20 protein-coding genes are annotated in these 14,469 nt (G+C 44.9%); 8 read left to right on the top strand and 12 right to left on the bottom strand.

What is annotated here, in order from left to right; all coding sequences use genetic code 11:
- Window positions 1–3: 3 nt before the first annotated feature.
- A complete protein-coding gene (locus tag AOC29_RS07180; protein WP_215295122.1) occupies window positions 4–771 on the bottom strand; it encodes a TerC family protein in 768 nt (255 codons plus the stop codon).
- A 63-nt stretch (window positions 772–834) separates the two neighbouring features.
- On the opposite strand from AOC29_RS07180, the gene AOC29_RS07175 reads away from it, so the two are divergent.
- Window positions 835–1,812 (top strand): tripartite tricarboxylate transporter substrate binding protein, encoded by a 978-nt coding sequence (locus AOC29_RS07175; protein ID WP_215295120.1) that lies wholly within the window; start codon window positions 835–837, stop codon window positions 1,810–1,812.
- A gap of 6 nt (window positions 1,813–1,818) precedes the next feature.
- On the opposite strand, the gene AOC29_RS07170 is transcribed toward AOC29_RS07175, so the two are convergent.
- Complete coding sequence (locus AOC29_RS07170) at window positions 1,819–2,205, bottom strand: group II truncated hemoglobin (RefSeq protein WP_215295118.1); 387 nt, start codon at window positions 2,203–2,205, stop codon at window positions 1,819–1,821.
- A gap of 109 nt (window positions 2,206–2,314) precedes the next feature.
- Here AOC29_RS07170 and AOC29_RS07165 point away from each other — a divergent pair, with 109 nt between their 5' ends.
- Complete coding sequence (locus tag AOC29_RS07165; protein ID WP_215295116.1) at window positions 2,315–2,842, top strand: hypothetical protein; 528 nt, start codon at window positions 2,315–2,317, stop codon at window positions 2,840–2,842.
- 49 nt (window positions 2,843–2,891) lie between these two features.
- Here AOC29_RS07165 and AOC29_RS07160 read toward each other — a convergent pair whose 3' ends face one another.
- On the bottom strand, window positions 2,892–3,113 hold the full coding sequence (locus AOC29_RS07160; RefSeq protein WP_215295114.1) for a TIGR02450 family Trp-rich protein: 222 nt from the start codon (window positions 3,111–3,113) through the stop codon (window positions 2,892–2,894).
- Between the two features lie 12 nt (window positions 3,114–3,125).
- A complete protein-coding gene (locus tag AOC29_RS07155) occupies window positions 3,126–3,437 on the bottom strand; it encodes a hypothetical protein (protein ID WP_215295112.1) in 312 nt (103 codons plus the stop codon).
- 85 nt (window positions 3,438–3,522) lie between these two features.
- Here AOC29_RS07155 and AOC29_RS07150 point away from each other — a divergent pair, with 85 nt between their 5' ends.
- Entirely contained in the window at window positions 3,523–4,323 is an 801-nt protein-coding gene (locus tag AOC29_RS07150; protein WP_251369953.1) for a fumarylacetoacetate hydrolase family protein, read from the top strand.
- Window positions 4,324–4,330: 7 nt separating this feature from the next.
- Here AOC29_RS07150 and AOC29_RS07145 read toward each other — a convergent pair whose 3' ends face one another.
- Window positions 4,331–5,920 (bottom strand): rhodanese homology domain-containing protein, encoded by a 1,590-nt coding sequence (locus AOC29_RS07145; RefSeq protein ID WP_215295110.1) that lies wholly within the window; start codon window positions 5,918–5,920, stop codon window positions 4,331–4,333.
- A 19-nt stretch (window positions 5,921–5,939) separates the two neighbouring features.
- The gene (locus AOC29_RS07140; protein WP_215295109.1) at window positions 5,940–6,923 is read right to left on the bottom strand and encodes a tripartite tricarboxylate transporter substrate binding protein; all 984 of its coding nucleotides are present in this window, start codon (window positions 6,921–6,923) and stop codon (window positions 5,940–5,942) included.
- Window positions 6,924–7,082: 159 nt separating this feature from the next.
- Between AOC29_RS07140 and AOC29_RS07135 the strand changes: the two genes are divergently transcribed.
- A complete protein-coding gene (locus tag AOC29_RS07135) occupies window positions 7,083–7,271 on the top strand; it encodes a hypothetical protein (RefSeq protein WP_087909716.1) in 189 nt (62 codons plus the stop codon).
- Window positions 7,272–7,324: 53 nt separating this feature from the next.
- Here the strand turns inward: AOC29_RS07135 and AOC29_RS07130 are convergent, their stop codons facing one another.
- Window positions 7,325–7,618 carry a DUF1330 domain-containing protein gene (locus AOC29_RS07130; RefSeq protein ID WP_215295107.1) on the bottom strand — a complete coding sequence of 98 codons (294 nt, stop codon included), beginning with the start codon at window positions 7,616–7,618 and terminating at the stop codon, window positions 7,325–7,327.
- Window positions 7,619–7,682: 64 nt separating this feature from the next.
- Between AOC29_RS07130 and AOC29_RS07125 the strand changes: the two genes are divergently transcribed.
- Window positions 7,683–7,958 carry a cupin gene (locus AOC29_RS07125; RefSeq protein WP_215295105.1) on the top strand — a complete coding sequence of 92 codons (276 nt, stop codon included), beginning with the start codon at window positions 7,683–7,685 and terminating at the stop codon, window positions 7,956–7,958.
- Between the two features lie 7 nt (window positions 7,959–7,965).
- Here the strand turns inward: AOC29_RS07125 and selD are convergent, their stop codons facing one another.
- From selD to AOC29_RS07100, 5 genes are all read right to left on the bottom strand, one after another.
- On the bottom strand, window positions 7,966–9,033 hold the full coding sequence (gene selD / locus AOC29_RS07120; protein WP_215295103.1) for a selenide, water dikinase SelD: 1,068 nt from the start codon (window positions 9,031–9,033) through the stop codon (window positions 7,966–7,968).
- Window positions 9,034–9,058: 25 nt separating this feature from the next.
- Window positions 9,059–10,339, bottom strand: a complete 1,281-nt coding sequence (locus AOC29_RS07115) for a DEAD/DEAH box helicase (protein ID WP_215295102.1) — start codon at window positions 10,337–10,339, stop codon at window positions 9,059–9,061.
- Window positions 10,340–10,481: 142 nt separating this feature from the next.
- Entirely contained in the window at window positions 10,482–11,060 is a 579-nt protein-coding gene (locus AOC29_RS07110) for a hypothetical protein (protein WP_215295100.1), read from the bottom strand.
- Window positions 11,061–11,070: 10 nt separating this feature from the next.
- Window positions 11,071–11,493: a YbgC/FadM family acyl-CoA thioesterase gene (locus tag AOC29_RS07105; protein ID WP_215295098.1), complete on the bottom strand. Its 423-nt coding sequence runs from the start codon at window positions 11,491–11,493 to the stop codon at window positions 11,071–11,073.
- 21 nt (window positions 11,494–11,514) lie between these two features.
- Window positions 11,515–11,955 (bottom strand): GNAT family N-acetyltransferase, encoded by a 441-nt coding sequence (locus AOC29_RS07100; RefSeq protein ID WP_215295096.1) that lies wholly within the window; start codon window positions 11,953–11,955, stop codon window positions 11,515–11,517.
- A 145-nt stretch (window positions 11,956–12,100) separates the two neighbouring features.
- Here AOC29_RS07100 and AOC29_RS07095 point away from each other — a divergent pair, with 145 nt between their 5' ends.
- From AOC29_RS07095 to AOC29_RS07085, 3 genes are all read left to right on the top strand, one after another.
- Window positions 12,101–12,682 carry a hypothetical protein gene (locus AOC29_RS07095; RefSeq protein ID WP_251369952.1) on the top strand — a complete coding sequence of 194 codons (582 nt, stop codon included), beginning with the start codon at window positions 12,101–12,103 and terminating at the stop codon, window positions 12,680–12,682.
- Window positions 12,683–12,832: 150 nt separating this feature from the next.
- Window positions 12,833–13,981 carry an iron-containing alcohol dehydrogenase gene (locus tag AOC29_RS07090; protein WP_215295094.1) on the top strand — a complete coding sequence of 383 codons (1,149 nt, stop codon included), beginning with the start codon at window positions 12,833–12,835 and terminating at the stop codon, window positions 13,979–13,981.
- A complete protein-coding gene (locus AOC29_RS07085) occupies window positions 13,978–14,427 on the top strand; it encodes a thioesterase family protein (protein ID WP_215295092.1) in 450 nt (149 codons plus the stop codon). Before AOC29_RS07090 ends, AOC29_RS07085 begins: the two co-directional genes overlap by 4 nt.
- The last annotated feature ends 42 nt before the right edge of the window (window positions 14,428–14,469 follow it).

Below are 14,469 nucleotides of genomic sequence, written 5' to 3'. Positions count from 1 at the left end.
GTACTAATGACTTTTCTTGAGTTTTTTCTTCTCACGCGAGCGAATATTCAATAACTCAACGGTGAGGGAGAATCCCATCGCAACATATACATAGCCCTTAGGAATATGCATACCCATACCTTCTGCAATCAGTACCACGCCAACCACCGTCAAGAAGGAGAGGGCTAAGACCTTGATAGAAGGGTGACGTTGTACAAAGTCGCCAATTGGCTTGGCAGCAATCAGCATAATGAGAATCGAAGCAATCACGGCCGCAATCATGACGCTGATTTCATCGACCATACCTACTGCCGTAATCACACTGTCGAGCGAGAAGATAATATCGAGTAAGCCGATCTGTAATACAGAGCTAAGAAATAGAGCGGGAATCGACTTTTTGACCGTAGCGCTATCGACATTTTCAATTTGTGCATCGTGTTCGCCCACTTCTACTTCAACGTAGATTTCTTTCGATGCTTTCCAGATTAAAAAGAATCCACCCAGCAATAGGATGAGATCACGACCGCTAATAGAATGATCTAACAATGTGAAGAGTGGGGTGGTAAGACTCATTACCCAAGTCAGGCTGAGTAATAATAAGATGCGGGTGGCTAAAGCAAAGAACAGGCCAAAGCGACGTACTTTTTCCCGAATTTCTATTGGCAGTCTATTGGCAATGACGCTAATAAAAATAATGTTGTCTATCCCCAGAACAATTTCCAGGGCGGAGAGTGTTAAAAAAGCGATCCAAGCATTGGGGTCACTTAATAATTGCAGGGCGCTTTCGATCATTGCTTATTTCTCTAAATTGACTTTAAGGTAAAGTGTATCGAAGTCAAAGAAAAGTACCCATTAATGCCTAAGCCCATACTAATTATCAGGATATTGTTGTTGAGTATTGCCCTAGGATTGTCTAGTGGGGTGGCGTACGCAGCATATCCCGATAAACCCATCAAGATCATTATTGGCTTTCCAGCGGGAGGCCCTTTAGATGCCCATATTCGATTGCTCAGCGATAAGTTGCAATCCGTATTAGGCCAGCCGGTGATTGTCGATTACAAAGCGGGCGCCGGTGGTGCGGTTGGCGCACAATTTGTCATGCAGTCTCCTGCTGATGGCTATACCGTATTGCTAGCAAACACTGGAACGATGGTGATTAATCCAGCAATTTATACAAAGTCACCATATGACACCTTAAAAGATTTTCAGCCTATTGCGAGAACAGCGCAGCAACCGCTTGCATTGATTGTGAATAAAGAGGTGAGTGCAAATACCTTAAAAGAATTTATAGCTTATGCCAAAGCCAATCCCGGAAAGCTCAACTATGGTTCAGCTGGCAATGGTGGAATTTCTCATTTAGTACCCGAAATGCTGAAAAGTGAGACGGGTATTTTTATGGTGCACATTCCTTTTAAGGGCAGCGCCCCGGCTTTTACAGACTTGATAGCAGGACACGTGCAATTTATGGCAGAGTCTGTACCTCAAGCAGCCAACTATGCGAAGCAAGGCAAGGTTAAAGCATTAGCAGTTACAAGTGCTAAACGCAATCCTGCTCTACCGAATACGCCGACTGTATTGGAAACGGGCGTTGCCAATTTGGAGGTGGTGGGCTTTTATGGAATTCTTGCTCCTAAAGGAACGTCGCTCGATATCACTAATAAATTGAGTCAAGCATTTAAAGAGACTTTAGAGTCTCCAGATATTCAGAAAAAAATGATTGAACAAGGCGCAGATCCTGCTTATCTCAATGCCGATCAATTTACAAAGTTCCTTGCTGCTGAAATGCCGCGTTGGGCAAAAGCAGTAAAACAAGCAGGTGCAAAATTAGATTGAGTCTAACTAGTTGGGCTGATTTCTCATCCAATCGGCAGTATTGAAGAGGGATTCTTCTAGTTGCTTGGCAATATTACCGTCAATGCCACACTCTTCAAGCGCACGATACATACATGCTAGCCATTGGTTGCGCTCTAGGATGCCAATCTTAAAATGCAGATGACGAGCACGCAGCATAGGGTGCCCATATTTGGGTGAATAAATGTCAGGTCCGCCCATCCAGCCTGTGAGGAAGAACTTAAGCTTTTCTCGAGAGCTGGTTGAATCTGGTGGATGGATAGCCTGAAGCTCGGCAAACTGGGGTTCTAGTGCCATGAGATCATAGAAACGATCGACCAATTCATCTACCTTATCGATGCCCCCAATGGCCTCATAAATACTGTGTTTTTCCATGGTATTGTCATTTTAATGCCATAAATTAGAAGGAATTGGCAGTCTGCCAATTTCGGTATAGAGTGGATATGAGAGATTTGATAAACCCCATATTGATAGGAGTTAAAAAATGGATGCACAAGAACTGCAAAAATGGCAACGTGAAAAAGCCAAAGAATTATTTGATTATTCACATACTTTGCTAGAGGCTGCAAAAAAATTGAGTGAACATCACTTAGCTGAGATTGAGTGGGGCATGAAGAATGCTTTAGATAGTGCAAAATCTGCCGCTAAAAATGATTTGGCGAAGTTGAAGGATTTGCAAGATGAAGCAACAAAAGAAGCTGCTAAACGGGCGAACGCTTACCAAAAGAAAGTGAAAGCTGTCTTGAAAGACTTGAGTGAGGGTGCTGCTGATGAAACAGAGAAGCATCTTGAAAAAGTACGCGCATCACTGGTAACTTGGCTTGAAGATGCTGAAAATAAAATGCCAGCACATGCCGACAAGTTATCTAAAGTGGTTCACGAAATGTCTACTACTGGTCAGAATATGTTTAAAGAAGGGCGCCGTATTGTGAATGAAGTTGCGGATGCTGCAGAAAAAAATATTGATGAATTGGTTAAGAAAACACCATCATCGAAGAAAAAGTCTGACTAATTCTCCGTATATTAGCCAAAGAGCCGCCTCAATTGTTGAGGCGGTTTTTTTATTTCCAGCCTTGTACCCATAGCTCACTATTAGTGAGGTCACGCCAAGCAATCTGTGTCGTCTTCTTGCTATAGACGGCCTCAATCTCGACGAACTCTATTTTTTCATTAGGGGGTTCGGGAAGAATGACCTTGCTCACTAGAAAATGCTTTTGTTTGGCAATCGGCTTTACTGCAGTCCACTTAGTGAGTAGCAGTTTCTTGGGACTCAGTTTATTCATCTGAAATGCTACCTAGAGAGCTGAGCATTGATACTCTTGACCATTCATAATAAGTAGGCCAGTGGAGGGTGTAAATAATGTTCCTGATTGCTCAATTTGAGCGGGACATTGTTGAGCAAAATAGCTGAGATTACCTAGGCTGCCACAGTAATCAAGCTTGCCCCCTTTAAACTCCATTTGTGCTTTACGAAGCACCATGGGGATTTTGGTTTCGCTGGCGGAATGACAAGTCCAAGTCGTATAGGTTTCTCTGTCGCACCCACTAAGTAAGGCCAATATCACAATGAGCAGCTGGGCATGAAGTACTTTTTTAGCAGAGTTCATGGCGCTAGCTTACCCTGATTTATGACTTCATTCACTCTTTAAATTAGTATTAAGATTGTGCAATCTATTTGATAGTGGAGACAACATGAGTATCAATAAAAATATGAGTCGTCGTAGTGCCCTCAAAATAAGCCTTGGTGCTGCTGCCTTCACAACGGCGGCAGTCTCAGGTCAGACCCAGGCGGCTTCTATCAAAACTCCATTTATCGTTGGGCAAACTTATGTTCCCATCGCTGGCAGTGCAGAAGAGTTTCCTGTCAGACGTATTTATTGTATTGGTCGAAATTATGCCGCTCATGCTAGAGAAATGGGTTCTGACCCCACTCGAGAGCCGCCATTCTTTTTTCAAAAACCAACTGATGCCATTCAATTTGTGGCTCCCAATAAAATCGTCGATCATCCCTACCCAAGCTTGACTAAAAACTATCACTATGAAGTTGAGTTAGTCGCTGCAATCAGCAAGGGTGGCAAGAATATTCCAGTAGAAAAAGCGCTAGAGCATGTATATGGATATGCCTTGGGTCTGGATATGACTCGAAGAGATCTACAGCGTTTTATGGGGGATCAAAAAAAGCCTTGGGAAATTGGTAAGTCTTTTGACTATTCTGCTCCTATTGGCCCGATCTTTCCTGTGGCGCAAGTGGGGCATTTTCAGAGTGGGAAAATTACCCTATCGGTCAACGGCGTAACCAAGCAAAGTGCAGACCTCAATCAAATGATTTGGTCAGTAGCAGAGCAGATCGCCAAGTTATCTGAAGCGAATGAGATCTTTCCTGGGGATATTATTTATTCAGGAACCCCAGAAAATGTAGGTCCAGTAGTCAAAGGGGATGTGATCCGCTGCACGATTGATCGACTACCCGATTTGGTGATCAAGGTAGTTTGATTCATTGCTAAAGAACCCAGAAGTGATGGGTTCCATCTTTGCCCAGTTGTTCCACTAAACCAAACTCCCAATTGAGGTAGGCCTGCATTGCTGCAGGATCTACGCTCGTTCCTTCATACGGACGTTTGTAGCGATCTAGTGGTGGGGAAGCTAGATGGCTGGGACCTTTCTCTAGCTCTAAGCCAGCGCTAATCCATGCGGCATTGCCACCTTCTAGAGCGAATACTTCTGCGCTAGTCAGCACCTGAAATTCTTGAGCAACAAATAGACTTAACTCTGCAGGTGCGCTGGTAAGAACATAACGATTGGCTTTGGGAATCTTTTGCATCGCATCCGCCAATTGAGAGCGCAGGGCATACCAGCTACCAGGGATGTGACCCTTGACATAATTGGCGTGTGTACTGAAATCTACCGCAATCGTATTGCTATCTGCTTTCAGCCAGTTCGCTAAAGTGATTGCATCAACCATCTTCACTTGAGGAAGGTTTGGTAAAGGTGGCTGCCATGGACCTTTCTCAGTGAGGGCGGCAGTGCTGACATCATCGAGAACATAAACCTCCCAAGCCATTTGTGCTAACCAAGAGGCAGGCATATTGGCTCGAACGCTGCCACCGCTAGGGTCTACTAAGACAATGCGTGCGCCGCGCACTGGAGCAATCATTTCTGTTTCTTGAACAAGTTGCCCACCAGGTACCGAGCGAAATCCTGGAAGGTGGCCAGATTCATATTCTTCTGGGGTGCGAGTATCAAAGAAATAAGTTGTCCGCTCACTCTGAGATTTCCACTGATCTACATCAGCTAGAGTGGCGCGTTTCACACCAGCGCGATCAGCCACCCTGCGTGCCCGCTGCGCTGCTTCGCTGGTAGTGCCTTGGCTCACATCTTTAAATTTGCGAGTTTGACCCTTGTCCAGTTCTTGTCCCGCTAGAGTCCAGCCAATCGTACCATTGCGTAGTGCATTGACTTCATTGGGGATGCCCGCATTGATGAGTGATTGTGTGCCGATGATGCTGCGAGTTCTGCCGGCGCAGTTGACGATGATCTTGGTTTTGGGATTGGGTGCTAACTCTGGTAAACGAAGAACCAACTCAGCGCCTGGTACGCTGATGCCAGTAGGGATACTCATGGTGTTGTATTCATCAAAGCGACGCACGTCTACTACGACGACATCTGCTTGATTGTCGATGAGCTGTTTTACTTCTTGGGCAGAGAGGGATGGGGTATGGCGCTTTGATTCTACCAACTCACCAAAAGATTTACTGGGTACGTTTACATCCTTAAAGACTTCGCCATCTGCAGCTTTCCAAGCTTGCACACCACCCTCAAATACAGATACATCGCTAAAACCTAATGACAGTAAGCGTTGTGCAGCCAACTCTGCATAGCCCTCGCCATCATCGAGCGTCACAATCGGAATATTTGTGTTTGGTAGTTTTCCGTAAGCATCTATCTCAATACGAGAGAGTGGTAAGTTGGCAGCGAATAAAGGATGCTCGCGTGCATGTGGGTCTTCTTCACGGACATCTAAAAAAGCAATTTCCTCTTTGTTTAAAAGCTTATTGCGTACAAAGGAATAATGTTTTACTGGAATGCTCATATTGTCTCTACTGTTTTGATTAATCTAATTTAGCGCCGGACTTTTTAACTACTTCGCTCCAGCGCACAATCTCTTGGTTGATGTAATTGGCTAATTCAGGGCGGCTCATTTTTGGTACGGTAGCGCCCATACCAGCCCAGCGCTCTTTAATCTCAGGTGAGGCAAGCGCGCTTTGCACTTCTGCACTCATCTTATCGACAATCTCTTTGGGCGTGCCTTTAATTGCCCACATGGCATACCAGCTCGAGACTACAAAATTATTGATACCCAATTCTTGTGCGGTAGGTACATTTGGAAAAGCAGGGTTGCGTTGATTACTTGCAACCGCGACAGCAATAAGTTGACCGCTTTTAATAAACGGTGCTGCACCTGCTAGGGTGTCAAACATCATATCGACTTGACCGGCAACTAAATCTTGTAATGCTGGACCAGTGCCACGATAGGGAATGTGGGTGATGAATAATTTGTTTTGCATCTTAAACAGCTCACCAGCTAAGTGTTGTGATGTGCCGTTGCCTGTCGATGCATAGTTGTATTTGCCAGGATGCTTACGAATTTCTTCAATGATGGATTTCAAATCATTTTTTGGAAACTTACTAGGGTTGACGACGACCACATGGGGAACGCTGCCGATGATGGCAATGGGCTCAAAGTCTTTGGTAATGTCATAAGGCAGGTTGGGGTACATGCTGGGTGCAATCGAGTGATGCACTGCACCAAGAAGCCAGGTATATCCATCAGGAGCCATTTTTGCTGCAACGCCAGCACCCAGGGTGCCGCCTGCCCCGCCGCGGTTATCTACCACGATGGAATCATTGAGCTGGGTAGAAAGCTGTTTGGCCAAAGGGCGCCCAAAGGCATCTACAGCGCCGCCTGGGGGGAAGGGGTTAATAAAGGTGATGGGCTTGTTTGGGGCGGGCCAGGAGGTGTTTTGAGCACTTGCCATCAAGGTGACAAGGGAGAGCAGGCTGGCAGTTGCTAAAACTAGGATTTTTCTGAGCATTTTGATGTCTCCAGGATATTTTGTCTGATTAAAGCATTTTGGCTGAATGACTGCCTCTAAGAGTTATCCCTGATAAAAATCGCCATTTTTAGTGCTTTTTATGGGGATATACTGACTTCGTTGTTGGTATGAATATTTATTTGATGAATGGGAGACAAGATGTCACAACACGATACATTGTTAGCTGCTTTCGAAACATACAAAGCTGAGAACGAAAAATTTATTGAAAAAGGTATTAAGGCATCTGCAGCTCGCGCTCGTAAAGCCTTGCAAGAAATCGCTGGTGCTTGTAAGGAGCGTCGTAAAGAAATTACCGCTACAAAAGAAGCAATGGAAGCTAAGAAGTAATTCTTACCCCCAATTGATCTAAAAGCCTAGTCTAATCCACTAGGCTTTTTCTTTTAGATCGCCACACCAAAGAGGGTAAGTCGCATTGCTTGCTTGCGAATAGCGACAAGAGATTGGTATTCAGGGCTATTAGCCCAGGTATGCGCATCTTCCTTGCTGGGGAAATGCAACTCTACAAATGCGCTAAAGGCTTGAATGGATAATTCATTCCAAAACACTTCGGTGATCTCGCCACGGTGCTCAATACTGCCTTTGTACTGCTCCACGGTTTTACCTACCTGACTGCGGTATTGCTCAAAGGCAGTTTGATCACTGAGCTCCATTAATCCGATGACTTTGACTGCCATATATCCTCGTTTTTTGCTTTAAATGACTGATGTCAGCAGTGTATATCCGCGCTATAGTAAAAGCATGAACCAAGCCCAATTTTTACAGCAACTCAAAAAGGCGGGGTATCCCACGCCAATGGAAGTACAACAACCTCCTAATGGTCAACTAGGCAATCACACCCATCCATTTTCGGTACAAGCATTGATCTTAGATGGGTATATCGAGATTGATATCGCAGGTGAGACAAAAAAATACGAAGTAGGCGATGTCTTTCAGCTAGCCTTTGAACAAGAACATGCAGAGCGCTATGGGCCACAAGGCGTAAAGTATTTAGCGTCTCGCCAAACGGTCAACTAAGAAGCAACTAAGAAACAACTAAGGGCTTGCCTTGGCGTTTGCTCATTTGGCCAATCACTCTAGCGCCTAAGAATTGATGTTGGTTAAAGATATCCAATACTGCTTTAACGCAATCTGGGCTGCAAGAGACGAGTAAGCCACCGCTAGTTTGCGGATCGGTTAACAAGGCACGCTGTGCTAAGGTGAAATCTGCTGGAATACCCACTTCGTCACCATAGCTTTGCCAATTGCGATCAGATGCGCCTGTGATAATTCCCTCATCGGCAAGATGTTGTACGTTTGAGAGGAGTGGCACTTGACTCCAGTCAATATGAGCGGTGCAACCAGAGCCCCGTGCTAACTCCAGCATATGGCCTGCTAAGCCAAAGCCTGTAACATCGGTCAGGGCATGTACCCCAGCAAGCTTTGCTAAATCAGGACCTGCAGCATTGAGTTTGGTTGTGTTCGAAATCATTTCTCGATAGCCGTCTGGGCCAAGCAAATCCTTTTTCAAGGCTGCCGACAAAATACCGACGCCAAGGGGTTTTCCTAAAATCAATACATCACCGGGCTTAGCGCTCGCATTACTCTTTACGCGCTGAGGATCAACAATGCCAATTGCAACCAAGCCATAAATTGGCTCCACTGAATCAATCGTATGGCCACCAGCAACCGGAATACCGGCACTACGACACGCTTCAGCGCCACCCTCCAAAATGCGCGCAATGGTTTTATTGGATAAGACTTTGATCGGCATGCCAACTAAAGCAAGTGCAAATAATGGAGTGCCACCCATTGCATAGATATCGCTAATTGCATTGGTTGCTGCAATCTTGCCAAAATCAAATGGATCATCCACGATGGGCATGAAGAAGTCAGTCGTTGCAACAATGGCTTGCGACTCATTAATTTGATAAACCGCAGCATCATCCGAGGTTTCAATGCCGATCAGTAATTCCTTAGGGAAGGGCAACTGAGGAACATTCTTCAAAATCTCTGCTAGCACCCCTGGTGCAATCTTGCAGCCACAGCCACCACCATGAGAGAGGGAGGTTAAGCGTGGTTCAAGTGTTTCGGCAATGGTTGTTTGTGTCATACAAACATTTTAATCCGTAAGAATGTTAGCGATTGAAGCTTCTTTTCGGTGGGCTGCTACGCTTAGCTGGCGCCTGACGAGCTGGAGCGCTTCCTGAGCCACCACCACGGGGCTTTCTGGATTGTTGGTGTTGTTGGCTACGCAGTTGTATGGGTTGGGCTACTGCGTTTGGATCTGGCTCAAATCCCGCAATCACTTCTTGAGGAAGTTTTTGTTTGATGAGTTTTTCAATATCCCGCAGCATCTGGTGCTCATCAACGCAAACTAAAGAAACGGCAACCCCATTAGAGCCAGCACGACCAGTACGACCAATACGATGGACGTAATCTTCGGACACATTTGGCAAGTCATAGTTCACCACATGAGGTAACTGATCAATATCAATGCCCCGCGCAGCAATATCAGTGGCTACTAATGCTGTTAATTTACCCGCCTTAAAATCAGCTAGCGCTTTGGTGCGCGCAGTTTGACTTTTATTCCCATGAATGGCCATGCTGGTGATGCCATCTTTTTCTAATTGGGTGACGAGCTTATTGGCGCCATGCTTGGTACGTGTAAATACTAGAACCTGTTTCCAGTCATTGCTCTTAATAAGATGCGCTAAGAGCGGATGCTTTTTGGTTCTATCAACGGGATGGATTAACTGCGCAATGGCTTCATTCGCACTATTGCTACGGGCGACTTCGATCAACTCTGGTGAGTTGAGTAAGCCATCGGCTAATTGTTTAATCTCAGTTGAGAAGGTTGCCGAGAAGAGTAGGTTCTGACGTTTCTTGGGTAAGGCAGCCAAGATCTTTTTGATATCGCGTAAGAAGCCCATGTCGAGCATGCGATCAGCTTCATCCAACACTAGAATTTCAATATCGTTGAGTGAGACGCATTTTTGCGACATCAAATCCAACAAGCGACCTGGCGTAGCAACCAAAATATCAAGGCCACCAGCAATCGCTTTAATTTGGGGATTGGCGCCAACACCGCCAAAGATGACAGTTGACTTTAGGCCCGTGTACTTGCCGTAAGTCAGCACAGACTCTTGAACTTGCGCGGCTAATTCGCGAGTAGGGGTCAAAATTAATACCCGTAACAGTCTTTTGCCACTCGCTTTGGGAGTGCTGCTGAGGCGTTGCAAGATAGGCAGTGTGAAGCCAGCAGTCTTGCCAGTGCCAGTTTGCGCTGCTGCTAAAAGATCTCCACCCTTCAGAACTGCGGGGATAGATTTCGCTTGAATAGGGGTAGGGCTGGTATAGCCCTCTTCTGCAATAGCGCGAAGAATGGGTTCTGATAAACCAAGATCTGTAAATAACATAGGGGCCAATAAAGTATTGACCCGTATTCAACGTATTTAAAAATCGACTATCCCGGTCAATGGGGTGAGCTGCCACGCAAGCGCGTTTGCAGTAAGAGCTTCTATTTTAAGTCATTGACCTCAAAGAACTCACTTTATTGAATTAAGCCGGATTCCAGAGGTTAGGAACAACGGTATTGGCATAACCAGAGACAAACGATTTTTCTGCGCCAGTCACTGGGTCAAATACCGAGCGCTGAATTCTGCCGATATTGCCACCGTACACATGAATGCTGATGGACGTTTGATGGAGATGATTGTTTTCAACAACATGGATGTCATGCGTATTCGGTGAGACGGTATCCACGTAACCCGGAGGACAAATACAAGCTTTACCAGCTCTAAAGCCACCCTCTGCTTGACGATGGTAAGGAGTCCCTTTTTCTTCCCCACGTAATTGGCCGACCATGCCCCAGACGGTATGGTTATGTAAGGGTGTTTTTTGACCTGGGCCCCAGACAAAACTCACAACCGAAAAGCGATCCAATGGATCTGCATAGAGAAGATATTGTTGGTAATACTGAGGATGTGGTTTAGTAAATTCGACTGGTAGCCAATCGTCGACAGCAATAAGATTCTCTAAGAGCTTTTTGCCTTTAGTGAAAATCACTGCTTCACTTGGTTTTTGCTCAAGCAATAGGCTGAGTTCTTTAACGAAGGTGAGTAATGTTCCATCAGACATGGGATACCTTTTATTCAGCAGCAAATAGAAAATCAGGAAAGGCTTTGGGTTTCAAGGTATCAACATCCAGGCAGACGATATTAATTAAAGCGCTGGCAATTAATTCCAGTTCCATAGCAGTCTTTAAAGTGGCTCGTTTTGCGGTTTGTCGAACGCTAACCTGAGCTCTACTTCGGCGTTCAATGACTTGATCGATATGCAACATATCATCGAGGCGACCTGGTTTATGAAATTCCATCTGAAGCTCACGAACGGGCATCAGAATTTTGAATTCAGTAATCAGCTTGCTGGGGCTGAGATTTTTTTGAGCTAACCATTCAGCCCGACTACGTTCGAAGATATCAAGGTAGCGCGCATGATAGATAAATCCTGCAGCATCAGTATCGGCATAGCAGACCCGATGAGTGTAGATAAAAGTGCTTGGCAAACTCATTATTAGCGATTGGTTTTTAATTTATTTAGATAATATAAGCATCATATTACGATGGGGAATGCCCGCCTCATTGTAGGTTTGACCGGTAGCTACAAAACCCAGTTTTTCATAGAAAGGCATTGCTGTTAATTGAGAGTGCAAGATCAGAGAAGAGAAGTCTTTTGATTTGGCAGTCAGTAATAGCTTTACTAGTATCTCTCTGCCGATGTTTTGGCCTCGAAAGTTTGCCAAGACAGCCATACGCCCAATCTGGGCTTGCCCATTACCCAAATCGACTAGTCTTGCGGTGCCAACATATTGTCCGTCTTGGTGAGCCAGAACATGCATTGCTGAGGGATCGCACTCATCAAGCTCAAGCTCTTCTGGAACCCCTTGCTCTTCAATAAACACCTGCTTGCGGATGGCGTAAGCGGCTTCTGAGGCGCGCTCCCAGGGCAAAAGGAAGATTTCTATAGTTTTCAATGGTTTGGCAATATGAAATGCAATGTGTAGATAGGTTTAATTTACCAAATAAGAAACTTTAATTAAACATGCCGTGGTTACAATGCACTAGTGGCATATCAAGCCCGAATCTAGTTCCATCGAACCCCCTCAATTAGGAGTTATCTTGAAGAAATCTTTACTTGCTGGTTTATTCGCTACCGTTGGTATTACTTGTGCAACTTCTGTTTTTGCGCAAACGCCTGCAAAAATGTTGCCCTTAGCTGCTGAAGTGATTGTGCTTAGCGCAACCGTGGATTCTGTAGATGTTAAAAAACGTATTGTTATCTTGAAAGATGCAAATGGTAACTTGGCACAGATGAATGTATCTAAAGCAATCAATGACTTGGATAAAGTCAAAAAAGGTGACGTATTCTTGGTTGAGCATGCACAAGCGGTTGCGGTTGGATTAACTGCTGCTGCTAAAGATGCTAAGCCAGGTGTTTCTGGTGTGCGTTCTGTAACGATCGCTGGCAAAGGTTCTGCTAAGCCATTCGAAGAAACAACAGACACTATCTATGCAACTGTGAAGATTTCTACGATCGATCAAAAGACCCGTATCGTCACTTTCACAATGCCTAGCGGCGAGAAGCAAAAAGTGAAAGTAGATCCAGCAGTGTTAGGTCTTGAGAAATTTAAAGCTGGTGATGATGTGATCGTTGAGTTTGTTGACGACACAGCGATTGGTTTCGTAACACCTAAGAAGTAATCCTTTGGCCCCAGGTTCAAGACCTGGGACCCATCCTTATCTTTCTTCATGCAGATGTTCATGTGGCGAAAGAGATGTCGAGAACAGACTCTGAAAAATAAAGCGTTTTAAATTAAAAGAAGTAATTTAGAAAATTAGTAAGAGGCAAATATGCAATTTGACTTTCACTCAACCCGCTCCATCTTGGTAGAAAGAGGCGGCACTCATCATCTTGCTAAGAGAATTGCCGAGCGGGGTGGAAAATCTGTACTAATCATTACTGATCCAGGAGTTCTATCCGCTGGCTTGCTTGAGAAAGCCTTACCTCAGTTCAAAGAAATTGGTTTGCCAGTGCAAATATTTTCTGATGTGCAGGCTGATCCGCCCGTATCAGTGATTGATGCTGCTGTAAAAGCAGCTCAAGATGCCAAAGCGGATTACATCGTTGGTTTTGGTGGTGGAAGCTCAATGGACGTAGCCAAATTAGTTGCCCTATTAGCCCCCGGTAAAGAAAAGTTAGCAGATGTCTATGGTGTAGGCATGGCGAAAGGGCCGCGCTTACCCCTGATCTTGGTTCCTACAACAGCAGGTACTGGTTCTGAGGTAACCACCATTTCTATTGTTACTGTTAGCGAGAGTGAAAAGAAGGGCGTCGTTTCCCCTCAATTGCTCCCAGACCTTGCATTGCTTGATGCTGAGTTAACGTTGGGACTACCAGCCCATGTCACTGCTGCAACTGGTATTGATGCCATGGTTCATGCTATTGAAGCCTTTACAACTAAGCGCTTAAAAAATCCTGTTTCTGATTGTTTAGCCAAAGAGGCTTTGCGTTTATTGGCTGACAATCTTCATAAAGTGGTTAGGATCGGTAGCGATATTGATGCACGTGAAAACATGCTATTAGGTGCTTGTCTCGCGGGAATGGCATTTACGAATGCCCCTGTAGCGGGTGTACACGCATTAGCTTATCCAATTGGTGCAAGATTTCATGTGCCGCATGGTCTATCAAATGCATTAATGCTGGGGCCTGTGATGCGCTTTAATTTAGAAGCTGCGCACAGTATGTATGCCGAGTTGGGTCAAATTATCAAGCCTGGCTTACAAGGCTCATCCATTGAACAGGCTACTCAACTGGCCAACTATCTTGGCGGTCTTGCTGGTGAGTTGGGGTTGCCAAAACAATTAATTGAGGTTGGTATCACCGCAGAGGATATTGATCAGTTGGCTGCAGATGCAATGCTGCAAACACGCTTATTACAAAATAGTCCTCGTGAAATTACTTTGAATGACGCTGCAGCGCTATATAGAGAGGCTTTATGAGCGATAAAAAAGCTAGTCCACCAGTTCGCGCTGATTTTGTAGCATTTGAAGAGGTTCATTCTAGATGGATGGATAATGATGTTTATGGGCACATTAATAACGTGGTGTACTACTCTTTTTTTGATACAGCAGTAAATCGTTATCTCATTGAGCAAAATGTTTTGGATGTACTTGAAAGCAGCGCTATCGGCTTGGTGATTGAGACCCAATGCCAATATTTTTCACCAATTGCCTATCCCGACATGATTCATGTTGGATTGAAAGTGGCACATTTAGGAAATAGTAGCGTCAAATATGAAGTCGCCATTTTTAAGAATGAGGATGACCTTGCCTCAGCGATGGGATATTTTGTCCATGTTTATGTTGATCGGAAGACTAATAAACCAACACCAATTCCACAGGATGTTCGCGAGGTGTTACGGAAACTTGTAAAAGTAGCTGAATGAATACATTCTCAACCGAAGTATGCAGATAGACATGGTTGGCAA

Source organism: Polynucleobacter sp. JS-JIR-5-A7, assembly GCF_018687935.1.
Taxonomy (GTDB): Bacteria; Pseudomonadota; Gammaproteobacteria; order Burkholderiales; family Burkholderiaceae; genus Polynucleobacter.
Note: the sequence above shows the minus strand (reverse complement) of the source record. Positions and strands in the feature narration are given on the sequence as shown.

Coding starts and splice junctions, on each gene's coding strand:
- AOC29_RS07135 (WP_087909716.1), top strand. CDS start 7,083: ATGTCACAACACGATACATTGTTAGCTGCTTTCGAAACATACAAAGCT.
- AOC29_RS07130 (WP_215295107.1), bottom strand. CDS start 7,618: ATGGCAGTCAAAGTCATCGGATTAATGGAGCTCAGTGATCAAACTGCC.
- AOC29_RS07085 (WP_215295092.1), top strand. CDS start 13,978: ATGAGCGATAAAAAAGCTAGTCCACCAGTTCGCGCTGATTTTGTAGCA.
- AOC29_RS07170 (WP_215295118.1), bottom strand. CDS start 2,205: ATGGAAAAACACAGTATTTATGAGGCCATTGGGGGCATCGATAAGGTA.
- selD (WP_215295103.1), bottom strand. CDS start 9,033: ATGACACAAACAACCATTGCCGAAACACTTGAACCACGCTTAACCTCC.
- AOC29_RS07090 (WP_215295094.1), top strand. CDS start 12,833: ATGCAATTTGACTTTCACTCAACCCGCTCCATCTTGGTAGAAAGAGGC.
- AOC29_RS07110 (WP_215295100.1), bottom strand. CDS start 11,060: ATGTCTGATGGAACATTACTCACCTTCGTTAAAGAACTCAGCCTATTG.
- AOC29_RS07155 (WP_215295112.1), bottom strand. CDS start 3,437: ATGAACTCTGCTAAAAAAGTACTTCATGCCCAGCTGCTCATTGTGATA.
- AOC29_RS07145 (WP_215295110.1), bottom strand. CDS start 5,920: ATGAGCATTCCAGTAAAACATTATTCCTTTGTACGCAATAAGCTTTTA.
- AOC29_RS07160 (WP_215295114.1), bottom strand. CDS start 3,113: ATGAATAAACTGAGTCCCAAGAAACTGCTACTCACTAAGTGGACTGCA.
- AOC29_RS07180 (WP_215295122.1), bottom strand. CDS start 771: ATGATCGAAAGCGCCCTGCAATTATTAAGTGACCCCAATGCTTGGATC.
- AOC29_RS07140 (WP_215295109.1), bottom strand. CDS start 6,923: ATGCTCAGAAAAATCCTAGTTTTAGCAACTGCCAGCCTGCTCTCCCTT.
- AOC29_RS07175 (WP_215295120.1), top strand. CDS start 835: ATGCCTAAGCCCATACTAATTATCAGGATATTGTTGTTGAGTATTGCC.
- AOC29_RS07150 (WP_251369953.1), top strand. CDS start 3,523: ATGAGTATCAATAAAAATATGAGTCGTCGTAGTGCCCTCAAAATAAGC.
- AOC29_RS07165 (WP_215295116.1), top strand. CDS start 2,315: ATGGATGCACAAGAACTGCAAAAATGGCAACGTGAAAAAGCCAAAGAA.
- AOC29_RS07125 (WP_215295105.1), top strand. CDS start 7,683: ATGAACCAAGCCCAATTTTTACAGCAACTCAAAAAGGCGGGGTATCCC.
- AOC29_RS07105 (WP_215295098.1), bottom strand. CDS start 11,493: ATGAGTTTGCCAAGCACTTTTATCTACACTCATCGGGTCTGCTATGCC.
- AOC29_RS07115 (WP_215295102.1), bottom strand. CDS start 10,339: ATGTTATTTACAGATCTTGGTTTATCAGAACCCATTCTTCGCGCTATT.